This window comes from Bacillus sp. EB600 (genome assembly GCF_024494385.1).
Taxonomy (GTDB): Bacteria; Bacillota; Bacilli; order Bacillales; family Cytobacillaceae; genus JAEVLT01.
Genome location: NZ_JAEVLT010000001.1, coordinates 92,564 through 114,547, shown reverse-complemented (window position 1 = coordinate 114,547; position 21,984 = coordinate 92,564). Strand labels below are relative to the sequence as shown.

The window sequence follows — 21,984 nt, the reverse complement described above, 5'->3', positions numbered from 1 at the left end:
TTATATAACAGTTTGCTGCATTCAGCTCACGGTTAGTATAACAGCTTAAATGTGAAGTGTCTCACATAAAAATAAGGTATTTGTTAAGATATTGTGAAGCCTTTATTTGTAAGGGCTTTCTAATAGTGATGATGAAAGATAATCGAACGGAAAATGAATTTTGATAAACTGTACTATAATTAAAAAGATGAAATATCATGCTGTTATATAAGAAAAAAATGAGCAAATTATAAAAATTATAATAAATAATTTTAAAAAAAGAGCAGCTGTTGCAGCTGCTCTTAATTTACGACAATATAGGCAATCATTGGTCCGAGACGGGTGTCATCATGTGTTTTACAGATCAGACGAAAAGTCCCGGATTGATTAAAATGAAGAGGGACAATTACCTCTTCACCTTTTTTAACATTTCCTTTTAAATTAGTCCCCTCTATATAAAATGGATGTTCCTCCCCGTTAATTCCACTGATATAGAGATTTACTTTTTCTCCTTTTTCTAAAAAGATCGTTCCAGGATCCCATCGATAGGATTCCATTTCGGTTCCGTCTTTCATTTTTGTCTTGAATTCTCCCGTAACCATGTGAATTTCACGAACGTTTTGTCCATTCTGTGAATTAAAAACCACTGTATCTCCCTTTTTCAAAAGAAACCAAGCGGATATCGTTGCAAGGATGATGCATGAAATCAAAACATATAAAACAGTTTCTCTTTTAAAAACGAAAAATCTCATTCTCGTACCCCCATCTTCGTATGAACTATTAGATACTTATGCAGAAAAGGGTATAAAACTTGTCTATTTTTATTAATTTCTTTTAATAAATTATGATGGCGTTTTTGTAATCAGTATGGAATCGAACAAAATGTGTCAACAATAATTAGGTAGAGAATGCAGGTAGATTCCTGATTAGGTAAAAAATTCTTTGTTTTTTTAGACCAAAAGCTTATATTTAAATCAGTAATCAAAATTAGGAGATTGACATGACGGGGATTAAAAAAGAAAGAATCTTTACAGCTGTTAAATTTATTTTCCCTCTTCTGTTATTAATACTGGCTATTTATGAAATAAAAAAGTTTGCAAAAGGGGTTAATGTGGAATTGCTTCGCCAGGAAGTGAACCACTTACATTTTGGAATATTGATAGTGATACTGGTCATTACAGTAGTTGCTATTTTTCCGATGTTTTTTTATGATGTAATCTTAGTTCGTATTCTCGGTTTCCGTGTTCCTCGAAAAGAATTACTGGAATATTCCTTTATTGCAAATTCCTTTTCAAATTTGATCGGGTTTGGCGGTCTAATCGGGGCAATGCTGCGTACCTACTTTTATCATGATTATGAGCATGATAAGCGGAAGTTGGTAGGAGGAATAGCATCCGTCTCACTTTTTTATTTGACGGGAATCTCGTTGTTTTCGTGGGTTGTTGCAATCGGTTACCGACATTTTTCCTTGTTTGAAAAAGGGCATTGGTTGTATTTTGCTGTTCTGGCAGTTGGCTTCTATTTACCTGCGTTTGTAATTGTCCATATCATTAATAACAGAAAAGACGAAAATTCACTTATAACGCTTTCTGTTGGTATCAAGCTTGTTGTTGTGTCAATCATGGAATGGCTCTGCGTTTTTTTTACCATCCTGTTTCTATGCCAACTGCTTGGCATATCTGTTGGTGTTCATGACTTAATTCCCGTATTTATCATTGCTTCCTGCGCAGGTATTATCAGTATGATTCCGGGTGGCCTTGGTTCATTTGATTTAATTTTCATTTGGGGAATGCATGATTTACATGCAACGAATGAAAAAGTTATTGTATTACTCCTGTTTTACCGTCTAGGTTATTATGTATTACCGTTTTTGATCAGCATGGTCTTGTTTGTAAAATCATTTTGGGTAAAATGGAATAAATCCTGGAGCAATCTTCCTCGTGCTATCCTTCAAGGAGTAAGTCATGTTATTTTAACGCTGCTTATTTTTGCTTCTGGTCTGGTTCTCCTGCTGTCAGCAAGTGTCCCGGGAATCATGTCTAGGATGAGAGCTGCACATGAACTATTGTCATTTCCAATAATGAATCTCTCACACCAGTTATCCGTTGCAGCAGGGTTTCTATTATTAGGGCTTTCAAGAGGTATTGAATATAGCGTGAAGAGAACTTATGAATTAGCAATGACTGTATTAATCCTTGCAGCACTCTTTTCCATATTTAAGGGAATCGATTATGAAGAAGCGATTTTTTTGATTGCTGTTGCAATTTTGCTAAGGCTTGCAAAAGGTCAATTTTATCGGGAAAGCTATGTGATGACGTGGGGGAAAACCATTTTCGACGTTGCCATTGTCCTTGTGATAACATCCATGTACTTAATCATTGGTTATTCAAATTTACCTTCGGCAAAAAGATTAATTCCAAGCAAATTGCAGCAATATGTCATCGTTGACTATCACGATTTATTTACTAGCGCATTAATTGGACTTTTAATTGCGTTTATTATTATGTTGTTTGGTTATTTAATCAGCAATCCGAAAAAGTGGGTAATGGAAAAGTCAATTCATCAGGAGAAGGAAATTACCAAACATTTGCAGATTTATAAGGGGAAGAATTTATCCAATTTGATTTTTTTGCATGATAAATATGTTTTTTGGAATCGAAAAAGGAATGTTCTGATTCCTTATCAGCGATATGCTGACAAATTATTCGCACTCGGTGACCCAATAGGTGAGAAGAAGGACATATCGACGGCGATTGAAGAATTTCAACAAACCGCTGATTTACATGGATTTACACCCGCCTTTTATCAGGTTAGCGACGAAATGTTATCCTATTTGCATGTAGGCGGGTATGCTTTTTTTAAATTGGGAGAAGAAGCATTTGTGGACTTACATTCATTTTACCTTTCCGAGCAGACAGTAAATGGTTTACAGGTAATTGCAAAAAAGTTTAAACAAGATGGCTTTTCTTTTTCTGTGGTTAACCCCCCACATTCAAAAGATTTATTAAATGATTTAAGATATGTTTCCGATGATTGGCTTGAGGGGAACAGGGAGAAAGGGTTCTCCTTCGGCTTTTTCGATGAAGCCTATTTAAACAGAGCTGAAATTGCCATTGTAAGGGATCGGAATTTCAAAATCATTGGGTTTGCCACTCTTATGCCTGGACATGATGACCATCTCACTGCAGCGGTTGATTTAATAAGAGTTCTGCCAAAAGCTCCAACTGGAACAATGGAATTTCTGTTTCAGTCTTTGTTTGATTGGGCAAAAGATAATGAATATCAACGTTTTAATTTGGGAATGACACCACTTACAAATGTGGGCTTATCCCGGTTTTCTTTTTTAAGTGAAAGAATTGCCGCCCAAATTTTTTTACATAGCCATTTTATTTATCACAATCAAGGATTAAAAAGATTTACGGAAAAGTATACGAATATGTGGGAACCGAAATTCCTTGCTTATCGGCGAAAGTCCTCACTACCTTTTACTATGATGCAGATTTCCTTATTAATTTCTAAAAAAAGGGGATAATTTCTTGGTTTCCATGGAGGTCAATCGGAAGCAAAAGGAAGGTTCTAAATAGATTTTTACTTACAGTAGAGTGTGGGTACAGCCTTATTTTCTTACTCTTTCCAAGTAAGAGTAAGAAATCATGGCGGTTCCATTGCATATACATAAATGAGTGTAGATATAAAGATGTATGGATTTCACTCTCTTTATAAAAAGATAGTATCGATTTTTTCGAAATAAGGGATGTGAATTGATGGATATCGAAAAATTAAAACAATGGATGGAAATCGCCCAAAATATGCAAGGTGGAGGGTTTTGGAATAATATTTTTGATCAGGAATTTTCCAAGCAGTTTCTTGATGACCAGTCATTTAAATCGTCATCCGCTGCATCCAAAGATCAGGTTTCACGTGAAAAACAACCTGAATCCCCTGTATTTCCTACAATAGAAATGTTAGAGGGAGACCAAGAAGTATACGTAATTATTGAACTTCCGGGATTAAATAAAGAAGATATCGAATTAGGGTTAGCAGGGGATATGTTAACTGTGAAAGGTACCAACCCCCCCATCTATCCGGAATTAAAGCGATCATATACAGAGAGATTCTCCGGGGACTTTCGACGACAGATTAAATTACCAAATACGATAACACCTGATCAATTAAGTGCAAAATTTTGGAATGGTTTGCTGATTGTCAGTTACCCACGAGCTTATTCGAAGGTGGATATTATCCCAATTAATGAATAGAAGGGAACAATCCATTAAATTGGACATGTTACGTGGATCTTTGCCATATAAATAGATCATATGGCAAAGGATAAGGGAGCGTTTACTGAATGTCATTAAAAGATTTATTTCATATATTCAGTAAAGATGATTACGAACTTGAATTAATGAAAAAGATATCCGCTTTAGAACTGAATATCGAAGAATTGAAAAAATCCGTCACTGCAATAAAAAATGTTGATCAAAAAGAGTTAGTCTTGGAACCAAAAGAACCACCGATTATCATCGAAAGGATCCATATTGACAAAATTGTTCTTGATAAATATGAGCTTAATAATAATTTTGGACAATTAGGTATCAAGGAATTAAAGGGGAAATTAAATATTGGAGCAACGTACGGAAGTGAATTTGTACCAAAGCCTAGTGAAGAAAAAAACAAAAGAAGCATGCCAAATCAGAAACCAGCGAAGGTAGAATCTGACAAAGGGCCAAAAGTGAATATTCACCCTAAAAGTGACGATTAAAAAAGACTAAAGGTGAAACGTTCCTTTAGTCTTTAATAATTATCTTAGTCTGCTTTCGACTTCTTGGCATACCTCATCCGCGCTCATTCCATTCGCCTCGATCACAGAACCCTTCGTGGAAGTATCAGCCATTCCCATCACGTTCGAATCAAGCCCGGTTACGACGCAGCATTCGCATCCCTTTGCATCTGCTTCCTGTTTTAATTCAACTACATCATATCCTTTTTCACGAAGAGCCTGTTGTACATTTGTAAGAGATTGCTCTACTCCAACCTTTGCCATCCAAAACACCTCCTCCTGACAGACATTAGCTTGCCACAGTCCTATCGCAAATATTCTTAGCAATGATCGAATAAGATATTTGTTTATTTCTAAAGCTATAAAAGGGAGGTGCAAAAATGGGAAAACGTAAAAGCGATCCATCTACAATTGGATTATCTTCACCGCAAGTGGAAGGACAAGGCACCACGACAACAGAAACTGGTAGTAAAATGGTGTCTTCCACACGAAAAAAACAAAAACAATAAAAGAACAAAAGCGCAAGCGCCTGTTTATCGAAGTACACTAGTAGCTAGGCGCTGGCCGACTAAGAGCGCCGCCGTCCTGGCGGCAACGTCGGCACTAGCACTTCCTGTGCTTCGAAGCTGGACGAAGATTAAACTTCATTCAAAGTTATCAACAGGGTAATCTTTTTTAATTTCCTTAACAATAAAAAAAGTGGGCATTACGGAATACCGTTTTGCCCACTAAACAATTATTGATACATTTCTGCTACCTGTTTTTGAAGATTTGTATCTTCAAGATATTCATCATAAGTAACTTGCTTATCAACTAAGCCTTTTGGTGTCAATTCTATGATGCGATTGGCAATCGTTTGAATAAACTGATGGTCATGGGAGGCAAATAGAATCGATCCTTTAAAATTAATCAGTCCATTATTTAATGCTGTAATGGATTCTAAATCAAGGTGGTTGGTAGGTTCATCAAGCAGAAGCACATTTGCACCGCTTAACATCATCTTGGAAAGCATGCAACGAACCTTTTCGCCGCCGGATAAGACACTAGACTTTTTCAATACTTCTTCCCCCGAAAAAAGCATTCGCCCTAAAAATCCACGTAAAAAGCTTTCGCTATCATCCTTTGGAGAAAACTGCCGAAGCCAATCAACGAGATTTAACTCGCTATTTTCAAAGTACTCCGTGTTGTCTTTTGGAAAGTACGCTTGGGAAGTAGTGATTCCCCATTTATATGTGCCACTGTCTGCATCCAGCTCACCCATTAAAATTTTGAAAAGGATTGTTTTGGCTACTTCATTTGTACCGACAAGAGCAATTTTATCATTCTTATTCATAACAAAACTTATATTATCAAGAATCCTGACGCCATCGATTGTCTTCGTAATTCCTTCCACCCGAAGAAGGTCATTGCCAATTTCACGATCAGGTGTAAAGCCAACAAATGGGTAGCGACGTGAAGATGGCCTAATATCGTCTAAAGTAATTTTATCTAATAATTTTTTCCTTGATGTTGCCTGCTTTGATTTTGAGGCATTTGCGCTAAATCTGGCTATAAAGTTTTGCAGTTCTTTGATTTTTTCTTCTTTCTTTTTATTCGCATCTTGGGTCATCCTTGATGCTAATTGGCTTGACTCATACCAAAAGTCGTAGTTGCCGACATAAAGTTGAATTTTTCCAAAGTCCAAGTCAGCGATATTTGTACAAACCTTGTTTAAAAAATGACGATCATGGGATACAACAATTACGGTATTTTCAAAATTAATCAAGAATTCCTCAAGCCATTGGATGGCTTTGATATCCAAATGGTTGGTTGGTTCGTCAAGCAACAGTACATCTGGACGACCAAATAGTGCTTGAGCAAGCAAAACCTTCACTTTCTCAGACCCTGTTAATTCCGCCATTTTTTTATCATGAAGATTTTCATCAATACCAAGTCCTTTTAAAAGAATCGCTGCTTCAGATTCTGCTTCCCAGCCGTTTAATTCGGCAAATTCGCCTTCAAGTTCAGCAGCTTTCATTCCATCTTCATCAGTAAAGTTTTCTTTCATATAAATGGCGTCTTTCTCCTGCATGACTTGATAGAGTCTTGCATGGCCCATAATAACCGTTTTTAATACTTCAACCTCTTCATATTCAAAATGGTTTTGTTTAAGAACAGCCATTCTTTCATTTGGACCAAGTTGAACAGTGCCAGTTTGCGGCTCAATTTCTCCTGCTAAAATTTTTAAAAAGGTTGATTTTCCCGCGCCATTTGCACCGATCAGTCCATAACAATTACCGGGTGTAAATTTTATGTTAACATCTTCAAATAACTTTCGTTCACCATATCTTAAACCAACATTAGTTACAGTAATCATGTTTAATCCTCCAAACACAAAATATGTACAAAATTATATCATTAATTAACGGAAAGGGCGAATTCTTTTTCCATATACGAAGGAAAATGGGTTTAATTTATAGAATATATACTTTAGTGCTTCATCGTCAAGATTTAAAGTTTAATAATTTTGAAAACTTTTTTATAAACTTCACACTTTATTCATAATTTTAGTGTAAGATGTTTGTAGATAAGCAAATAAAGAAGGTGGAGTAAATGGCTAAAAAACAAATTTCAGAGCTCGTCAATAAACTAAAAAAAGCAGGTATTAAAGCGAGTTTAACAAAACCAAAGTCAAATTACCTTTTATCTTTGCAACAAAGCAAAAATTGCACGACAACTCTTAATTAATAAAATAGTGACTATTCGTCTTTTGAACCTGACGGGTAGACAAATCATTACATACAAATAGAAACACACAAAAAAACGATTATCAAAATGATAATCGCTTTTTAGTTTAAATCTGTCATGATGGTATCGTAGACTTGTTTTTTGTTAAATTCCTTACCCATTGGAAACTTTTTAATAAATTTATTATTTTCATCTAATAAAAAGGTAAAGCTAGAATGAATAAAATAGCCGTTTCCAGGATCCTTATACTGGAATTGCAAAGCGTCCGCAACCTCTCTGATTTTCTTCTGTGTTTCCTTATTGTCTGCTTTGTTTCCACTTAGGAAAATCCAATTTCCATCATTTTTTAAATGAAACTCGTTCATATAGCTTTTTAGTACTTCAGGTGTATCCCGATATGGATCAATTGTAATGGTTATAAATTCAATATCCTTCCCAAATACTCCCTTTTTTTGTAGATCCTTTTGCAAAAGGCTCATTTTTTGAGTAGTTGTCGGGCAGACACTTGGACAATGTGTATACACGAATTCAACTAACTTTAATTTTGTTTGGTCTTTTCCAAAGTTATAATTTTGTCCGTTTTGATCGACCAAGCTTATTTCAGATGGTATTTTTGCACTTGCATCTCGAATCAAAAAAAATGAAATTCCTGCCGCAATCCCAATTACCACAGCAATACTACAAATGAGATAGATTTTTTTCATATCTAATCCCTCCTATCACTAAGATAAAGAAGTTTAGCTTAAAAAGATATGGATATTATGTGAACAAAAAGATGTATTTTACATGTGGATTAGCTATAATTAGGGAATCATTCATTATGTATGTAGAACAATGAAAAATTAATAGGTGATGGGTATGGGGAGAAAAATCGGAATATTTTGCCTTCAATTGTTCATTTTAATTGCAATTTATCAATTAGGAAACCAGACGGTTACATATTTACAAATAAAAGTACCTGGAAATGTAGTCGGAATGATCATTTTATTTTGTTTATTGTGGTTAAAAATAATCAAAATTAATCAGATTCAATTTGCGGCTAATTGGCTTCTCAAGCATCTTGGGTTCTTTTTTATCCCAATTGCTGTAGGATTAATGACACTTGAACCAACGATTTTCCAACATGGAATTTCGATTCTTTTTGTTTTGTCGATTAGTGCGATTATTGGACTAGTTACTGCGGGTAGAGCAACTCAGTCGTTAATTCAGAAAAGGGAAGAGGTAGAGACAAAAACTCATGATCACTCTATTTAGTATCCTCTTAACGATTTCTGTTTACCTATTGACCCTTTACACGGCAAAGAGAATTCGCTCACCTTTTACAAGTCCTGTTTTCTTAAGCACCATTCTAATTATTGTAGTCCTCACAGGAGCAAATATTTCGTATCATGAATATCTGCCCGCAAAGGATATTATGACATTTCTACTTGGACCTGCAACTGTTGCATTGGCTGTTCCCATCTACAATAATCGGAAATTAATCCGAGTGTATTTAATACCAGCTTTAGTTGGTTTGCTGGTTGGAACATTTACAACCATCATGATTGCTTTGTTACTGGCAAAATGGTTCCATTTTTCCAAAAGCATGATTTTATCCATTAGTATTAAATCCGTTACTGTTCCAGTTGCCGCTGAAATTGGACAAATAATTGGCGGTAATCCTTCCCTGATTGTTGCTTTTGTCATCATAACAGGGATGTTTGGTGCGATGTTTGGCCCTAAGCTGCTGAATCTTTTACATGTCCATCATCCCTTTGCCCGGGGACTTTCAATCGGAACGATATCACATGGAATCGGTACAGCAGAGGCAGTTAGGGAAGGCGAAATGCAAGGTGCAGTAGCAGGTGCTTCGATGGGAATTGCCGCCATTCTTACATCCTTCATTATTCCATACCTGATACCATTTTTTGTTTGAACTCAGTTGAACCAAGTTTCTTAACAATAAATAAAAGCTTAGGTCATAACCAAAACAGGGTGCAGATAATGTCTGCACCCTGTTGCTTTTATACCGTAACACCCACAAAAAACTCTTCATACAAAGCTTCCACTGCTCTTTTCTCATCCTTTTCTTTCACACCAAACATCATGCTCACTTCTGAAGAACCCTGATTGATCATTTCAATGTTAATAGCCGCATGTGCTAAGGCTTTTGAAGCTCTGGCCATTGTACCAATATTATGCCGCATTCCTTCACCGACCACCATAATTAAGGCGATATTAGGAATAACATGAACCTCGTCGGCCTTGAGTTCATGCTGAATTCGGCTTACAATTTCTTGCTCCATCTCATTATCCATTTGGCTGTACCGTAAGATAACCGATAAATCATCAATTCCTGAAGGGGTATGTTCATAGGATAAGCCGTAATCTTCTAATATTTTTAGCAACTTACTGCCAAAACCAATTTCTCGATTCATTAAATACTTACGAACATAAATATTGCAGAAACCTTTTTCGCTGGAAATTCCAATTACAGGTCCATTTTGGTTTGTTCGTTGATTTACGATTAATGTCCCTGGTGCAATTGGGTTATTGGTATTTTTAACATTGACTGGAACACCGGCTTGAAAGGCAGGGTAAAGCGCTTCATCATGGAAGACCGAAAATCCGCCGTAGGCAAGCTCCCTCATTTCTCGGAACGTGATTTCCCGAATTTCTTTTGGGTCTTTGATAATATTTGGGTTAACGGAATATACAGCATCTACATCTGAAAAGTTTTCGTATAAATCTGCTTTAAGACCATTAGCTAGAATTGAACCGGTAATATCTGAGCCGCTTCGGGAGAAAGTAACAACTTCTCCATCTTCGTTATAGCCAAAAAATCCTGGAAAAACCAAAATGCCAGATCGCTCACGAAGTAAGTATAATCGATTATATGAATCTGGTAATACTTGAGCGTTGCCTGGCTCATTTGTAACAAGGAGTCCACCTTCCTTAGGGTTTACATAGCTTGCTTCTACACCCTTGCTTTGGAAATAAGCAGCTACCAGCTTCGCATTGTTATCCTCACCGCTGGCCTTTAATAGATCAATAAACTGTTCGGAATTGGTTTTATCGGCGTTTAGCCGCTCTAGTAAATCTTTTCGGATCGTATCAATAATGTTAGGAGAAAGGTTCAATTCTTTGGCAATGTTTTCGTACCTTTCTAGGACTGCTTTTAATTCTGCATCCGTATTTCCAGTGGTAAGGGCTTGTTCTGCACAAGCTATTAACAAATCAGTTACTTTAATGTCATCTGAAAATCTTTTCCCAGGTGCTGATACTACAACCACTTTTCGATCAGAATCTGAAATAACGATCTCAAATACTTTTTCTAATTGTTCACCAGAGGCTAACGAGGAGCCTCCGAACTTTACTACCTTCATCCTAACATCTCCTGATCAATAAATATTCTAAAAATTTGTTTCTATTATTACGCAAAAGTCCAAAAGAATCAAGTTTTATTCTTCCTGTGGAGGACAAATGTATTTATCAAATGGATTATATATAAAAAGTCAATATCTATTCCAACAACTTTCTACCCAAGTCTTGAAATGGGGAGTCTTACTGCCCGTTCAAAACGGGATAAATTAAGAAAGTTTTACGCATAATAAAAAGGTGGATAAAAAAGGAGGCGGTTCCTATTTTTTATGGCAAAAGAAACACCGAGGAGAAGATTGAAAATATTCTCGTTGATACAGAAGTGTTCTCCTGTGTTGATGAAGCATGTAATGGCTGGATGAGAAAAGATTTTGCAACAGACGATTTACTATGTCCAATGTGTGGAAACGAAACGATCAAAGAGATGAGAGAGCTGCCAGAAATATTATAGTTCGATAAAGCTGCCAAAAGTTCATTTGGCAGCTTTTAATTGTCTATTATTCATACTTATATATTTCCTTGTAAGCATTAAAGATTTTCATTTTGCTGACGAATTTCATCTCCACTGATGATGGTATTCGCTTCTTCCAAAAATTTATGTTCATCAACAGAATCGCCTGGAATATTTTTTAAGTTAGGAAAGACACTTCCAGTGTTAATTGTCACTTGAGCATTCTTAGGGGCAGTAGTAAGGTAGTCTTCTTTTTTTGCTTTTGCCATCCACTCAACTCCTTTTTTAAAGCATTTACTCAAAAGTTGAAGGTTATCCATGGCGAATGTTTACAATAAAAAACGAAAGGTGAAGATTCGCCGTCCTGGGCGGTAACGTTTGCATGAGCACGTCCTATGCGTCGAAGTTAGATAGTTATCATAGTCCAAACATGTTTATTGGTAAAAAAAAAACCCCCAAATTGGGAGTTCTTCATTTATTCCTCTTTATTTGCAAGGCAACGCTCACATTCAATCATATAGGATTCAGCCTGCTCCTCCATATGCTCACCACATTCAGGACAAACCTTTTTTGGCATTGTACGGAAAAATTCAACTGGACTCATTAACATCTAAACCACTCCTTTTTTATAAAACAATTTGCAAAAATTACTCGTGCTATAGTACAACGTTGCCATAAGTACTTCTTACTCCTCTTTTTTTGCAAGGCAGCGTTCACATTCGATCATATAAGATTCAGCCTGCTCTTCCATTTGTTCTCCACATTCAGGACAAACTTTTTTTGGAACATTACGGAAAAAATCAACTGGGCTCATCAATTTGTAACGCCTCCTTTACTATTACAGTCTATTTTAAATTATATTGTTATAGTACAGAATGGTTAAAATTTTCCTTATTCCTCTTTTTTTGCAAGGCAGCGCTCGCATTCAATCATATAGGATTCAGCCTGCTCTTCCATATGCTCTCCACACTCTGGGCAGATCTTTTTTGGCATACTACGGAAAAATTCAACTGGGCTCATCAATTTGTAACGCCTCCTTTTTTGGTAAAGTATATTTTCATTATATGTGTTGCAGTACAAAATAAATTTGCTTTACTCAGCTTTTTTTTCCAGGCAATGATCACATTCGATCATATAAGATTCAGCTTGTTCCTCCATATGTTCTCCACATTCAGGACAAATCTTCTTTGGCATATTCCGAAAAAATTCAACTGGACTCATCAACAACTGAAACGCCTCCTTTTATTAACACAGTAGATTAAAATTTGTGGTGTTGTAGTACAGTATAAACAAAAAAATTGAATTTGTGTAGGCTTTTTTAAAAAAAAATTTTTTTTAATAAAAACATTTTAAATGTAACTTCTTTTTCCTATTTGTTTTGATTCTTTCGTAAAGGGACAATCTAACCATAAATTTAAATTTTTCTTCCCTAACGCCATTGTTTCCATTACAATTGTAGTAGAAACGCGTAGGGATATGGGGGGATGCTCGAAAATGATCGGAATTACCAATAACTTTCACCCGATTATCATCATGATCGCAATTGGCTTAACAATCGCAGCATCATATACGGCACTGGATATGTTTACTTTTGTTAAAACTTCCGACAAAAATAAAACCATTTTGTTTTTAGGAGGAACCTTTTCCTTAGGAATTGGGATATGGATCATGAATTTTTTCGGAATCATTGCTGTGGATATGAACCGTTTGAGGCAGTACCAAATCCCAATGATGATTTTATCAATTTTTATTGGAATTGCTTTTACTGGGATGGCCTTTTTTGCAATAATTGAAAAAACAATAAAATATTATCAATTAGTAATCGCTAGTGTTTTACTAACACTTGCTGTCATATCGGTTCATATTATTAGTACCTATGCGATGAATGTAACTGTTCAATACAATCTAGCATTATTGATTGTATCAGCCTTGTTAATTTTTGGATCTTTTCTTTTTTCATTATGGATCTTATTTTATTCAAAAAGCTTTGCACTAGGAAATCAAATTTGGCTTAAGCCGCTTAGTGCCACCATTATAACAGGCGCAATTATAGAAGGCCATTTTATCTTACAAAGAGCAACATTGTTAACAATGTCAAAAAATATTGGTCGGGAACTAGGTTCTGTTAGTTCATTTGTTATTTATCTTGTCTTACTTGTATCGATCTTAATTTTAGTTGGCTTAATAGGTTCAAGTACAATTATTAGCAGGAAATTAGAGGTATCTGACACCAACCTTCGCGATATAACGTCGGCCCTTGATGTATCCTCGATTGTCGCCATTACAAATCCACAAGGTACAATAACATACGTAAATGATAAATTTGAAGAAATTTCAAAGTATAGTCATGAGGAACTATTGGGACAAGATCACCGCATCTTAAATTCTGGTTACCATCCCAAGGATTTCTTTCATGATTTATGGAAAACGATTGGAACGGGCAAGGTATGGAAGGGTGAAATATGTAATCGTGCCAAAGATGGCACTTTGTATTGGGTGGATACGACTATTGTTCCATTTCTTAATGAGAAAGGGAAACCCTATCAATATGTTTCAATCCGGACTGATATATCTGATCGGAAAAGGGCTGAAGAGCATTTAAAGGAAACTCTCAAAGAAAACCAAGATATTAAATTTGCTCTCGACCAATCCTCGATCGTTGCCTTTACAGATGGAAGCGGAATTATCACAAGTGTTAATGACAAGTTCTCTGAAATATCTAAATACAGCCATGAAGAGATTATTGGGAAAAACCATCGCATTTTAAATTCAGGATTCCATTCAAAGGAGTTTTTCAGTAACCTTTGGAAAACCATAATTGCAGGAAAAGTGTGGAAAGGAGAAATTCGCAATAAGGCAAAGGATGGAACGCTTTATTGGGTGGATACAACAATCGTTCCGTTTATAAATGAACAAGGGAAACCCTATCAGTTTCTTGCCATTCGTAATGACATTACGGAGCGGAAGCAGGCAGAGGAAGTCCTTCATCGTCAAGACAAGCTCGCTGCGGTTGGACAACTGGCGGCAGGTGTAGCACATGAGATCCGTAATCCACTTACGTCAATGAAGGGCTATACTGAGTTTTTACAGTTAGATGAGAAAGACCCTGAACGGTTAGAGTTTTTAAACATCATTCTTGATGAAATTGAACGGGTTAATATGATTGTGGAAGATTTTATGGTTCTTGCAAAACCAAAGGTAGTTGAATTAGAGGAAAAAAATGTTGTTCCTGTCATCAAAAATGTACTTTCGCTGCTCGAGTTTGAAGCTCGTAAAAAGAAGGTTTGTCTCCATCTTGATTGTGATGAGCAAATTATTCAAATCGAATGCGATGAAAATCGCCTTAAACAAGTATTTCTAAATTTCATTAAAAATGGAATTGAAGCGATGCCAAATGGCGGAGATTTATATGTCAGAACACATATTAAGGAACATAACGTACAAATTTCGATCCAAGATACGGGTGTAGGAATTCCTGAAGATAAATTAAAAAAATTAGGCGAACCATTTTTTACAACAAAGAAAAACGGAAACGGTCTTGGCCTAATGGTTAGCTTCAAAATTATTGAAAGCCATAACGGCAAGGTGTTTATTGAAAGTGAACCAAACAAGGGGACAACCTTTAATATATTCCTTCCAGCCAAAACGGCTTAAAAAAGAGCAAGTTCTACTTGCTCTTTTTTAATTCAATTTTTTGAAAGAATTAACTGTTTTAACTTTAACTAGATTAATATAATATAAAGATAGTAGTTGAAGTATGTTTTATAGGAGGAATACAATGGCGGAAGCAAGTTTTGTCAAAACCGTTTGTGGATACTGTGGTACTGGATGCGGACTTATCCTTGAAGTTCAGGATAACCGGATTATGAAAATCCGCGGGGATAAAGAAGCCCCCGTTAATAAAGGGCAAACATGTGTGAAGGGTGCATTTGGATATGAGTATGTTCACTCGGAAAAAAGGTTAAATACACCGTTAATCCGCAAAGCGGGGGAACTTATAGAATCAACTTGGGAAGAGGCCTATCAATTCATAGCAGATAAATTGTCATCAGTTAAATCAACATGGGGTCCCAATGCTATTTCGATGTTTGCCTGTTCTAGAACAACCAATGAATCAAATTATATTACCCAAAAGTTTATGAGGACAGCGATCGGCAGCAATAATATTGATGGATGCAACCGAACGTGACACGCCTCGAGTGTTGCCGGTCTGGCAACTGTGTTTGGAAGCGGTTTCCCTACTAATACACTAGAAGACATTGATAGAGCAGAAGTATTGCTGCTAATGGGCTCAAATACAACAGATGCCCATCCGATCATCGCCAATAGGATGAAAAAAGCAGCGAAAGCAGGTCTCAAAATCATCGTGATTGATCCACGGAAAATTGATATGACAAAGGTAGCTTATCGACACCTCCAAATTAATGTTGGATCTGATATTGCACTGATCAATGCAATGATCAGGGTTATTTTAAACGAAGGCTTATATCGTCCTGAGTTTGTCAGTCAATTTACGATTGATTTCGATGCTCTCAAAAAGCAAGTAGAACCGTTTACGCCTGAATATGCTGCAAGCATTACAGGAGTTAAGGCTGAAGACATTGAAGCAACAGCACGGGAATATGCTACTGCGAGTCAGGCAATGATTGCTTATACGCTTGGAATTACAGAGCATCACTGCGGTGTAAATAATGTATTGGATATAGCTAATCTTGCTCTGTTAACCGAAAATATTGGTAAACCAGGCAGTGGAGTTATGCCGCTTAGAGGGCAAAATAATGTTCAAGGTGCCGGCGATATGGGCTGTCTGCCAAACCAATTGGCAGGGGCAATGAGCATTACAAATAAGGAATTCCGTTCACGCTACGAAAAAGCATGGAATGTAACCCTAAATCCTCAGGTCGGTGATACACAAACTAGAACGTTTGACAGAATTGAAGCAGGAGAGCTGAAGGCACTTTATGTGATTGGTGAGAACCCAATTCTGGCTGATGTTCACATGAATCATACTAAGAAATTATTGAAAAAACTAGATTTATTAATTGTCCAAGATATCTTTTTCACGGATATGGCCGAAATTGCCGATGTTGTCCTGCCTGCACAATCATGGGGAGAGGTCAATGGCACATATACCAACACTGACCGAAGAATCCAACGCGTCCGCCGTGCAGTAGAGCCACACCCAAATACGAAGGAAGATTGGGAAATTCTTTGTGATATTTCTACATTAATGGGCTATCCAATGAATTATCATAGCAGTGAAGAAATTTGGGATGAGGTGAGAGCAATAGCTTGGGAGATGTATGGAGGGATTACCTATTCTCGATTAGATAAGGAATACAGTCTTCATTATCCATGCCCTAGCGAAGATCATCCTGGAACCTTTATTATGCATGAAAGATTTCAAAATCAATTAGGTAACGCACAAAGCAAATCTCCATTTGTTCCTGTAGACTATACTTCACCCTTAGAATTGCCGGATACGGAGTATCCATTTATGTTAACAACCGGAAGAAGATATGAGTCTTATAATACCCATTCGCAAACAAGATATTATGCAGCTGGTGTCAAGATAAAACAAACAGAAGAAACAGTTGATATTCACCCTGAAGATGCCCAAATGTTAGGAATAGAAGATGGAGAGATTGTAAAAGTTCGCTCTCGCAGGGGAGAACTTTCTGTTAAGACAAAGGTAACGGAACAAGTAGTACCAGGCCTTGTGTTTATGAGTTTTCACTGGCGTGAGACACCAACCAATGTCTTAACGCTTAACGAGTTCGACCCAATTTCTGGAACAGCAGAATTTAAAGCTTGCGCTGTAGCCATATCCCGAATATGAAGCGTTAAATAAGAATGCATGTGAAAACACGGCCATTTGGTCGTGTTTTTCCATCTGAAAAGGGGATCAAAAAAAAGAGAATAATTATTAGAATTTTCAGTACCAATAGTTAAAATAGCAAACTAAAAACTGCCTGCTGGCAGTTTAAAAAAAAAAGCCGGAAATCACCCGGCTTGTTCGACTATTGATTTCACTTCTGTGCTCTTTCTTTGATAATAATACCAGTTCAATGCAATGGAGATCACATAAAATCCAATAAAGAAGTAAAAGGCAGTTACAGGGGTTCCGGTAGCTTTTACAGACCAACCAAAAAGCTTTGGAATAAAATAGGAACCATATGCAGCGAAGGCTGCAGAAAAACCAATAACGGGTGCTGCTTCTTTTGGAACAAAAATACTTGGAATCATTTGGAATGTCGATCCAGAACCAATGCCAGATGCTAAGAAAAGAAGTAGGAATGAAAGCAAAAAGCCTGCGAATTGTTTTCCACTTAAAAAGTAGATAACACCGACTGCCCCAATGCCCATAATGAATAAGACATAGGCTGTAACTTTTGCTCCACCCAGTTTATCGGCCAGCCAGCCGCCGATCGGTCTTGCTGCTGCTGCAACAAGTGCACCTAGAAAGGCAAGTGACAGATGTTCAGGAAATTGAGATTTTAACAAGAGAGGGAATGCAGCAGAGTAACCAATAAACGAACCAAATGTTGCAACATAAAGAACAGTCATAATCCACGTGTGCTTTCGTTTAACAATTACAAATTGCTCAGCGACGGATTGTTTTGCTCCTGGAACATTATCCATGCCGAATAGTGCTAGAATGGTTACGATTACAATTGGAATCACCCAAATGAATGCTGCATTTTGTAACCAAACATGCTGACCATTCGTTAAAATCTGTTTTCCACCAACAATGGCAAAGGTTCCCGAAGTAATGATTAAAGGGGTAATAAATTGGACTACAGATACACCTAGATTTCCTAAACCGCCATTAATTCCTAGCGCAGTACCTTTCTCTTTTTTTGGAAAGAAGAAACTGATGTTGGCAGAAGAAGACGAGAAGTTTCCGCCACCAAGACCGCAAAGGGCTGCAAGGACGAGCATCACCGAAAACGGTGTATGCGGATTTTGAACAGCAAATCCGATTCCAATTGCTGGAATAGCCAAAATTGCGGTTGAAATAACCGTCCAATTCTTCCCACCGATCGTTCCTACAGCAAAGGTATAAAAAAATCGAAGTGTTGCGCCAACAAGTCCTGGAATAGCTGCAAGGCTAAACAGCTGATCTTCGGTAAAGTGGAAACCAACATCATTAAGCCGAACCGCCACAACAGACCAGATTTGCCAAACAATAAATGCCAGCATTAAGGATGGAACAGAAATCCATAAATTCCTATTCGCATGTTTTTTTCCTTCTTTACTCCAGAACTTTTCATCTTCTGGATTCCAATAGTTTATGCGTGCCATAAATTTACCTCCAATAGTAACAATGTTTTAACTGATTCAGTGTTAACACTGATAATAATAAGCAGAGGGAAGGGTTAAACTTGTGACGTACCTCACAAAAATAGTGAAGGAATTGTGAATATAGACCGAAAGACATAAAGTTGTAAAAAAACGAAAAGCAGAAGCGCCTTTTAGCATTTTGGAGATAAAAAAAAAACTTTCCGAAGAAAGTTTTTAAAGTTTGTTCTTGTTCTCATATTCTCTTTCAATTTCGTTCATTTCTTTAAACATTCCTGCAAAGCTTTTTGTTTCACCTGCATCATCCTTTATGGCAGTAATCGTCAGCCACTCCTGGTAAATCTCTTGATTTTTTCGTTTGTTCCAAATTGCTCCCTTCCATTTTCCGGTAGACAGCAATTGATCCCACATACTTTTATAAAAACTTTGGTCATGCTCCCCGGATTGGAGGACACTTGGTGTTTTTCCAATCACTTCTTCTTCATGATAGCCTGTTATTCTTGTGAAGGCGGAATTAACTTTTTGAATGATTCCATTCGTATCAGTAATACAAATGCCTTCATCAGTATAGTCAATAATTTTTGCTGAGATATTCAATTTATCTTGGTAATACGACCATACAACCAGCACTAAGCTCGCTAATGAAAATTCAGATAATGACATGAATCCAATTGCGTAGTGCCCCGTTAAATTGAACAAAATCGTCAGGATTAATGGTGGAAAAAAGCCGCCAAGCCCACCCATTGCAGCAACAATTCCATTTACAATTCCAGCTTGCTTTGAAAAATATAATGGTACCAATTTAAAAATGGCTCCATTTCCGATACCAGCACAAAAAGCAACTAATAGGCATCCAAACGAATAAATCGGGAGAGAAGGCGTAAAGGACAACAGAAAACCCGCAAAAGTAAGACCAAAGAAAACAGCCATTAAAATAAGGAAGGGGTTCATTTTATCTCCAAGCCACCCACCCACAGGTCTGAAAATTGTTGCCAGAGCAATGAACCCAGCAGTCCGTAAACCTGCATCAACCTTGTCTAATGCAAAATGATTAACCAAAAAGGAGGGCAGATAAATCGTAAAGGCAACAAATGATCCAAAAGTAATAAAATAAAATAGACTTAATAACCATAATTTGGGATTTCGATAAACAGCTTTCATTTGTTCCGTTAATGAATTATCTACTTTACGTTCACTTTTGTCACCAAATAGGAAATTGATAACAGCAAACGCGAAAACAATAAGAAGAAAAATCTGAATCGTTGACCTCCATCCAAAAGCGTTAGCCATAACAGGTGCAGCAAAGGAAGTAATGGCGGTACCAATGTTACCAGCTCCATAGATACCATTGATAAATCCATGCTTTTCTTTCGGATAATACTTCGGCAAAGATGTTACCCCAATTGAAAATACAGCTCCGCCAATTCCGAGCAAAAACCCTCCAATCAGTAGCATGAAAAGGGAATGCGCATAACTAATTAATGCAATAGGGAGCAATAAGAGCAAAAAGCTTAGCGAAAATAAGGTTTTCGCTCCATATTTATTTGTCCAATACCCGATAGGTACTCGAAGTACGGAACCGAGGATCACAGGTATGGCAGTTGCCCAAGCTTGCTGAGTTGATGTGAGTTTAATATCAGTGTGTATGTATGGCATTAGTGAGGAAATGAGTACCCATACCATGAATCCTCCGATTAAACTACTAGTTTGAATAAATAATTGTTTTGTTCCTTGGTTCATTCTTATCCCCCTTAGAAGCATTTCTGCTTAAAAATCTTTCCATTATCAACTGTGAAGACTGCCTGTTTATTATGGGAGTTTCTTCCGTGTATTATAGATTTTAATTGATAATATTACTATGAAAAAGTTCACAAAAATAAAACTTTTTTGTAAAGGCTTCCAATGCAGATAGATAGAAATAAAAATTAATATAGGAAACAACTATCCCATTTTATAAAGAAGCCGCCTGGTGTAGGTAATGTTTACATAAAATGAAATGAGTAGTATATTTTCTTTATATTTAATTACTGTAGCAAGAATTTTTGGATTGAAAAATACCATTATTATGCTGTAAAAATGATTTAGGAAAATAGGAGGAAAGTCAATGGGGTCACATGAAGTACTTGCGTTAATTATTTTTTTGTTTACGTATGCGATGATTATATCAGAAAAAATTCATCGGACAATCATTGCCATGCTTGGTGGACTTGTAATGGTTGCTCTGGGTATTTTGGAGCAAAAGCAAGCTGTTCAATACATCGATTTTAATACAATTGGATTGTTAGTTGGTATGATGATCCTTGTCGGAATTACGGCCCAAACGGGTGTTTTTGAGTTTATTGCCGTGGGGGCAGCCCAAAAAGTAAAAGGAAGTCCGATTAAAATATTAGTGGCTTTAAGCTTATTCACAGCCATAGCTTCGGCTTTACTAGATAATGTAACGACTGTTTTGTTAGTTGTTCCCGTAACATTAAGTATCACACATCAATTAAAGGTTCCACCGATTCCATATTTATTATCGGAAATTTTTGCTTCAAATATTGGAGGTACAGCGACAATGATAGGGGACCCTCCTAATTTAATGATCGGAAGTGCGGTTAAGGAGCTGACGTTCTTATCATTTATTGATAACTTAGCATTTATAAACTTTATTATCCTAATCATGACAGTTATGATATTAGCTTTCTTTTATAGGAAAAAGTTAACAACTACGAAGGAATTACAAGAACATTTATTAGCAAAAAGTGCGCATATGGAGCTGAAGGACAGAGTATTATTAAAGAAATGCCTAACGATTATAACGTTGACCCTATGCGGTTTTTTCCTACATCAATTCATCCATGTTGAAACCGCTACGATTGCTCTCATTGGCGCATTTCTGTTACTTTTACTGACCGGCGACAAATATTTAATTAACGCCTTGGAAAAAATAGAATGGACAACACTTTTCTTCTTCATTGGATTGTTTGTCATAGTTGGAGGTTTGGTAGAGACGGGCCTAATTGAAGCATTAGCAAAAAAAGCGATGGCTTTAACAGGAGGAGAATTAACCTCCTCCACTTTCTTGGTTTTATGGATGAGCGCGATAATCTCAGCTTTTGTTGACAACATCCCATTTGTAGCAACTATGATCCCTCTCATTAAAGAAATGGGGCATTTAGGTATACATAATTTGGAACCACTTTGGTGGAGTTTGTCTCTTGGCGCTTGCTTAGGAGGAAATGGAACGTTAATTGGGGCAAGTGCCAATTTGGTCGTTGCTGGTTTAGCTTCAAAGGCCGGTTATCATATTTCATTTATGAAGTTTTTAATTGTTGGTTTCCCGTTAATGATCCTTTCGATATTGATTTCTTCAATATATGTTTATCTAAGATATTTAATGTGA

At 36.7% G+C, this 21,984-nt stretch carries 23 protein-coding genes; 11 read left to right on the top strand and 12 right to left on the bottom strand.

Annotation, left to right across the window (positions count from 1 at the left end):
- Positions 1-281: 281 nt before the first annotated feature.
- Complete coding sequence (locus JN080_RS00575; RefSeq protein WP_256233932.1) at positions 282-731, bottom strand: cupredoxin domain-containing protein; 450 nt, start codon at positions 729-731, stop codon at positions 282-284.
- Positions 732-979: 248 nt separating this feature from the next.
- On the opposite strand from JN080_RS00575, the gene mprF reads away from it, so the two are divergent.
- The 3 genes from mprF (at position 980) to JN080_RS00560 (ending at position 4,741) form a co-directional block, all read left to right on the top strand.
- Complete coding sequence (gene mprF / locus JN080_RS00570; RefSeq protein ID WP_256233931.1) at positions 980-3,511, top strand: bifunctional lysylphosphatidylglycerol flippase/synthetase MprF; 2,532 nt, start codon at positions 980-982, stop codon at positions 3,509-3,511.
- 232 nt (positions 3,512-3,743) lie between these two features.
- On the top strand, positions 3,744-4,238 hold the full coding sequence (locus JN080_RS00565; RefSeq protein WP_256233930.1) for an Hsp20/alpha crystallin family protein: 495 nt from the start codon (positions 3,744-3,746) through the stop codon (positions 4,236-4,238).
- A gap of 89 nt (positions 4,239-4,327) precedes the next feature.
- Complete coding sequence (locus JN080_RS00560) at positions 4,328-4,741, top strand: hypothetical protein (RefSeq protein ID WP_256233929.1); 414 nt, start codon at positions 4,328-4,330, stop codon at positions 4,739-4,741.
- Positions 4,742-4,780: 39 nt separating this feature from the next.
- On the opposite strand, the gene JN080_RS00555 is transcribed toward JN080_RS00560, so the two are convergent.
- Positions 4,781-5,023 carry a YkuS family protein gene (locus JN080_RS00555; protein WP_256233928.1) on the bottom strand — a complete coding sequence of 81 codons (243 nt, stop codon included), beginning with the start codon at positions 5,021-5,023 and terminating at the stop codon, positions 4,781-4,783.
- Positions 5,024-5,139: 116 nt separating this feature from the next.
- On the opposite strand from JN080_RS00555, the gene JN080_RS00550 reads away from it, so the two are divergent.
- Positions 5,140-5,268, top strand: a complete 129-nt coding sequence (locus JN080_RS00550) for a YuzL family protein (protein ID WP_256233927.1) — start codon at positions 5,140-5,142, stop codon at positions 5,266-5,268.
- A gap of 227 nt (positions 5,269-5,495) precedes the next feature.
- On the opposite strand, the gene JN080_RS00545 is transcribed toward JN080_RS00550, so the two are convergent.
- Positions 5,496-7,115 (bottom strand): ABC-F family ATP-binding cassette domain-containing protein, encoded by a 1,620-nt coding sequence (locus JN080_RS00545; protein WP_256233926.1) that lies wholly within the window; start codon positions 7,113-7,115, stop codon positions 5,496-5,498.
- Between the two features lie 236 nt (positions 7,116-7,351).
- On the opposite strand from JN080_RS00545, the gene JN080_RS00540 reads away from it, so the two are divergent.
- Positions 7,352-7,486, top strand: coding sequence for a hypothetical protein (locus JN080_RS00540; protein WP_256233925.1), 135 nt, complete (start codon positions 7,352-7,354; stop codon positions 7,484-7,486).
- A gap of 101 nt (positions 7,487-7,587) precedes the next feature.
- Here the strand turns inward: JN080_RS00540 and JN080_RS00535 are convergent, their stop codons facing one another.
- Complete coding sequence (locus tag JN080_RS00535; RefSeq protein ID WP_256233924.1) at positions 7,588-8,190, bottom strand: SCO family protein; 603 nt, start codon at positions 8,188-8,190, stop codon at positions 7,588-7,590.
- Positions 8,191-8,344: 154 nt separating this feature from the next.
- Here JN080_RS00535 and JN080_RS00530 point away from each other — a divergent pair, with 154 nt between their 5' ends.
- Both JN080_RS00530 and JN080_RS00525 read left to right on the top strand, forming a co-directional pair.
- The gene (locus tag JN080_RS00530; RefSeq protein WP_256233923.1) at positions 8,345-8,740 is read left to right on the top strand and encodes a CidA/LrgA family protein; all 396 of its coding nucleotides are present in this window, start codon (positions 8,345-8,347) and stop codon (positions 8,738-8,740) included.
- Positions 8,724-9,401, top strand: coding sequence for an LrgB family protein (locus JN080_RS00525; protein WP_256233922.1), 678 nt, complete (start codon positions 8,724-8,726; stop codon positions 9,399-9,401). The genes JN080_RS00530 and JN080_RS00525 overlap by 17 nt, the downstream gene beginning before the upstream one ends.
- An 88-nt stretch (positions 9,402-9,489) precedes the next feature.
- Here JN080_RS00525 and JN080_RS00520 read toward each other — a convergent pair whose 3' ends face one another.
- Positions 9,490-10,851, bottom strand: a complete 1,362-nt coding sequence (locus JN080_RS00520; protein ID WP_256233921.1) for an aspartate kinase — start codon at positions 10,849-10,851, stop codon at positions 9,490-9,492.
- A 203-nt stretch (positions 10,852-11,054) separates the two neighbouring features.
- Here JN080_RS00520 and JN080_RS00515 point away from each other — a divergent pair, with 203 nt between their 5' ends.
- Entirely contained in the window at positions 11,055-11,297 is a 243-nt protein-coding gene (locus JN080_RS00515; RefSeq protein WP_309144649.1) for a cold-inducible protein YdjO-related protein, read from the top strand.
- Between the two features lie 77 nt (positions 11,298-11,374).
- Here JN080_RS00515 and JN080_RS00510 read toward each other — a convergent pair whose 3' ends face one another.
- The 5 genes from JN080_RS00510 to yhfH (JN080_RS00490) form a co-directional block, all read right to left on the bottom strand.
- Positions 11,375-11,566, bottom strand: a complete 192-nt coding sequence (locus JN080_RS00510; RefSeq protein WP_256233920.1) for a hypothetical protein — start codon at positions 11,564-11,566, stop codon at positions 11,375-11,377.
- A 206-nt stretch (positions 11,567-11,772) separates the two neighbouring features.
- Complete coding sequence (yhfH, locus tag JN080_RS00505; RefSeq protein WP_256233919.1) at positions 11,773-11,907, bottom strand: protein YhfH; 135 nt, start codon at positions 11,905-11,907, stop codon at positions 11,773-11,775.
- Positions 11,908-11,982: 75 nt separating this feature from the next.
- Positions 11,983-12,111 (bottom strand): protein YhfH, encoded by a 129-nt coding sequence (yhfH, locus tag JN080_RS00500; protein WP_256234337.1) that lies wholly within the window; start codon positions 12,109-12,111, stop codon positions 11,983-11,985.
- A 77-nt stretch (positions 12,112-12,188) separates the two neighbouring features.
- Entirely contained in the window at positions 12,189-12,317 is a 129-nt protein-coding gene (yhfH, locus tag JN080_RS00495) for a protein YhfH (protein WP_256234336.1), read from the bottom strand.
- A 72-nt stretch (positions 12,318-12,389) separates the two neighbouring features.
- Positions 12,390-12,524 (bottom strand): protein YhfH, encoded by a 135-nt coding sequence (gene yhfH / locus JN080_RS00490; protein ID WP_256233918.1) that lies wholly within the window; start codon positions 12,522-12,524, stop codon positions 12,390-12,392.
- Positions 12,525-12,791: 267 nt separating this feature from the next.
- Here yhfH (JN080_RS00490) and JN080_RS00485 point away from each other — a divergent pair, with 267 nt between their 5' ends.
- Positions 12,792-14,951: a PAS domain-containing protein gene (locus JN080_RS00485; RefSeq protein WP_256233917.1), complete on the top strand. Its 2,160-nt coding sequence runs from the start codon at positions 12,792-12,794 to the stop codon at positions 14,949-14,951.
- A gap of 103 nt (positions 14,952-15,054) precedes the next feature.
- Positions 15,055-17,136, top strand: a complete 2,082-nt coding sequence (gene fdhF / locus JN080_RS00480) for a formate dehydrogenase subunit alpha (protein WP_309144642.1) — start codon at positions 15,055-15,057, stop codon at positions 17,134-17,136.
- Positions 17,137-17,300: 164 nt separating this feature from the next.
- Here fdhF and JN080_RS00475 read toward each other — a convergent pair whose 3' ends face one another.
- Positions 17,301-18,602 carry a NarK family nitrate/nitrite MFS transporter gene (locus JN080_RS00475; protein WP_256233915.1) on the bottom strand — a complete coding sequence of 434 codons (1,302 nt, stop codon included), beginning with the start codon at positions 18,600-18,602 and terminating at the stop codon, positions 17,301-17,303.
- 213 nt (positions 18,603-18,815) lie between these two features.
- On the bottom strand, positions 18,816-20,339 hold the full coding sequence (locus JN080_RS00470; protein WP_256233914.1) for a nitrate/nitrite transporter: 1,524 nt from the start codon (positions 20,337-20,339) through the stop codon (positions 18,816-18,818).
- Positions 20,340-20,703: 364 nt separating this feature from the next.
- Here JN080_RS00470 and JN080_RS00465 point away from each other — a divergent pair, with 364 nt between their 5' ends.
- A complete protein-coding gene (locus tag JN080_RS00465) occupies positions 20,704-21,984 on the top strand; it encodes an ArsB/NhaD family transporter (RefSeq protein WP_256233913.1) in 1,281 nt (426 codons plus the stop codon).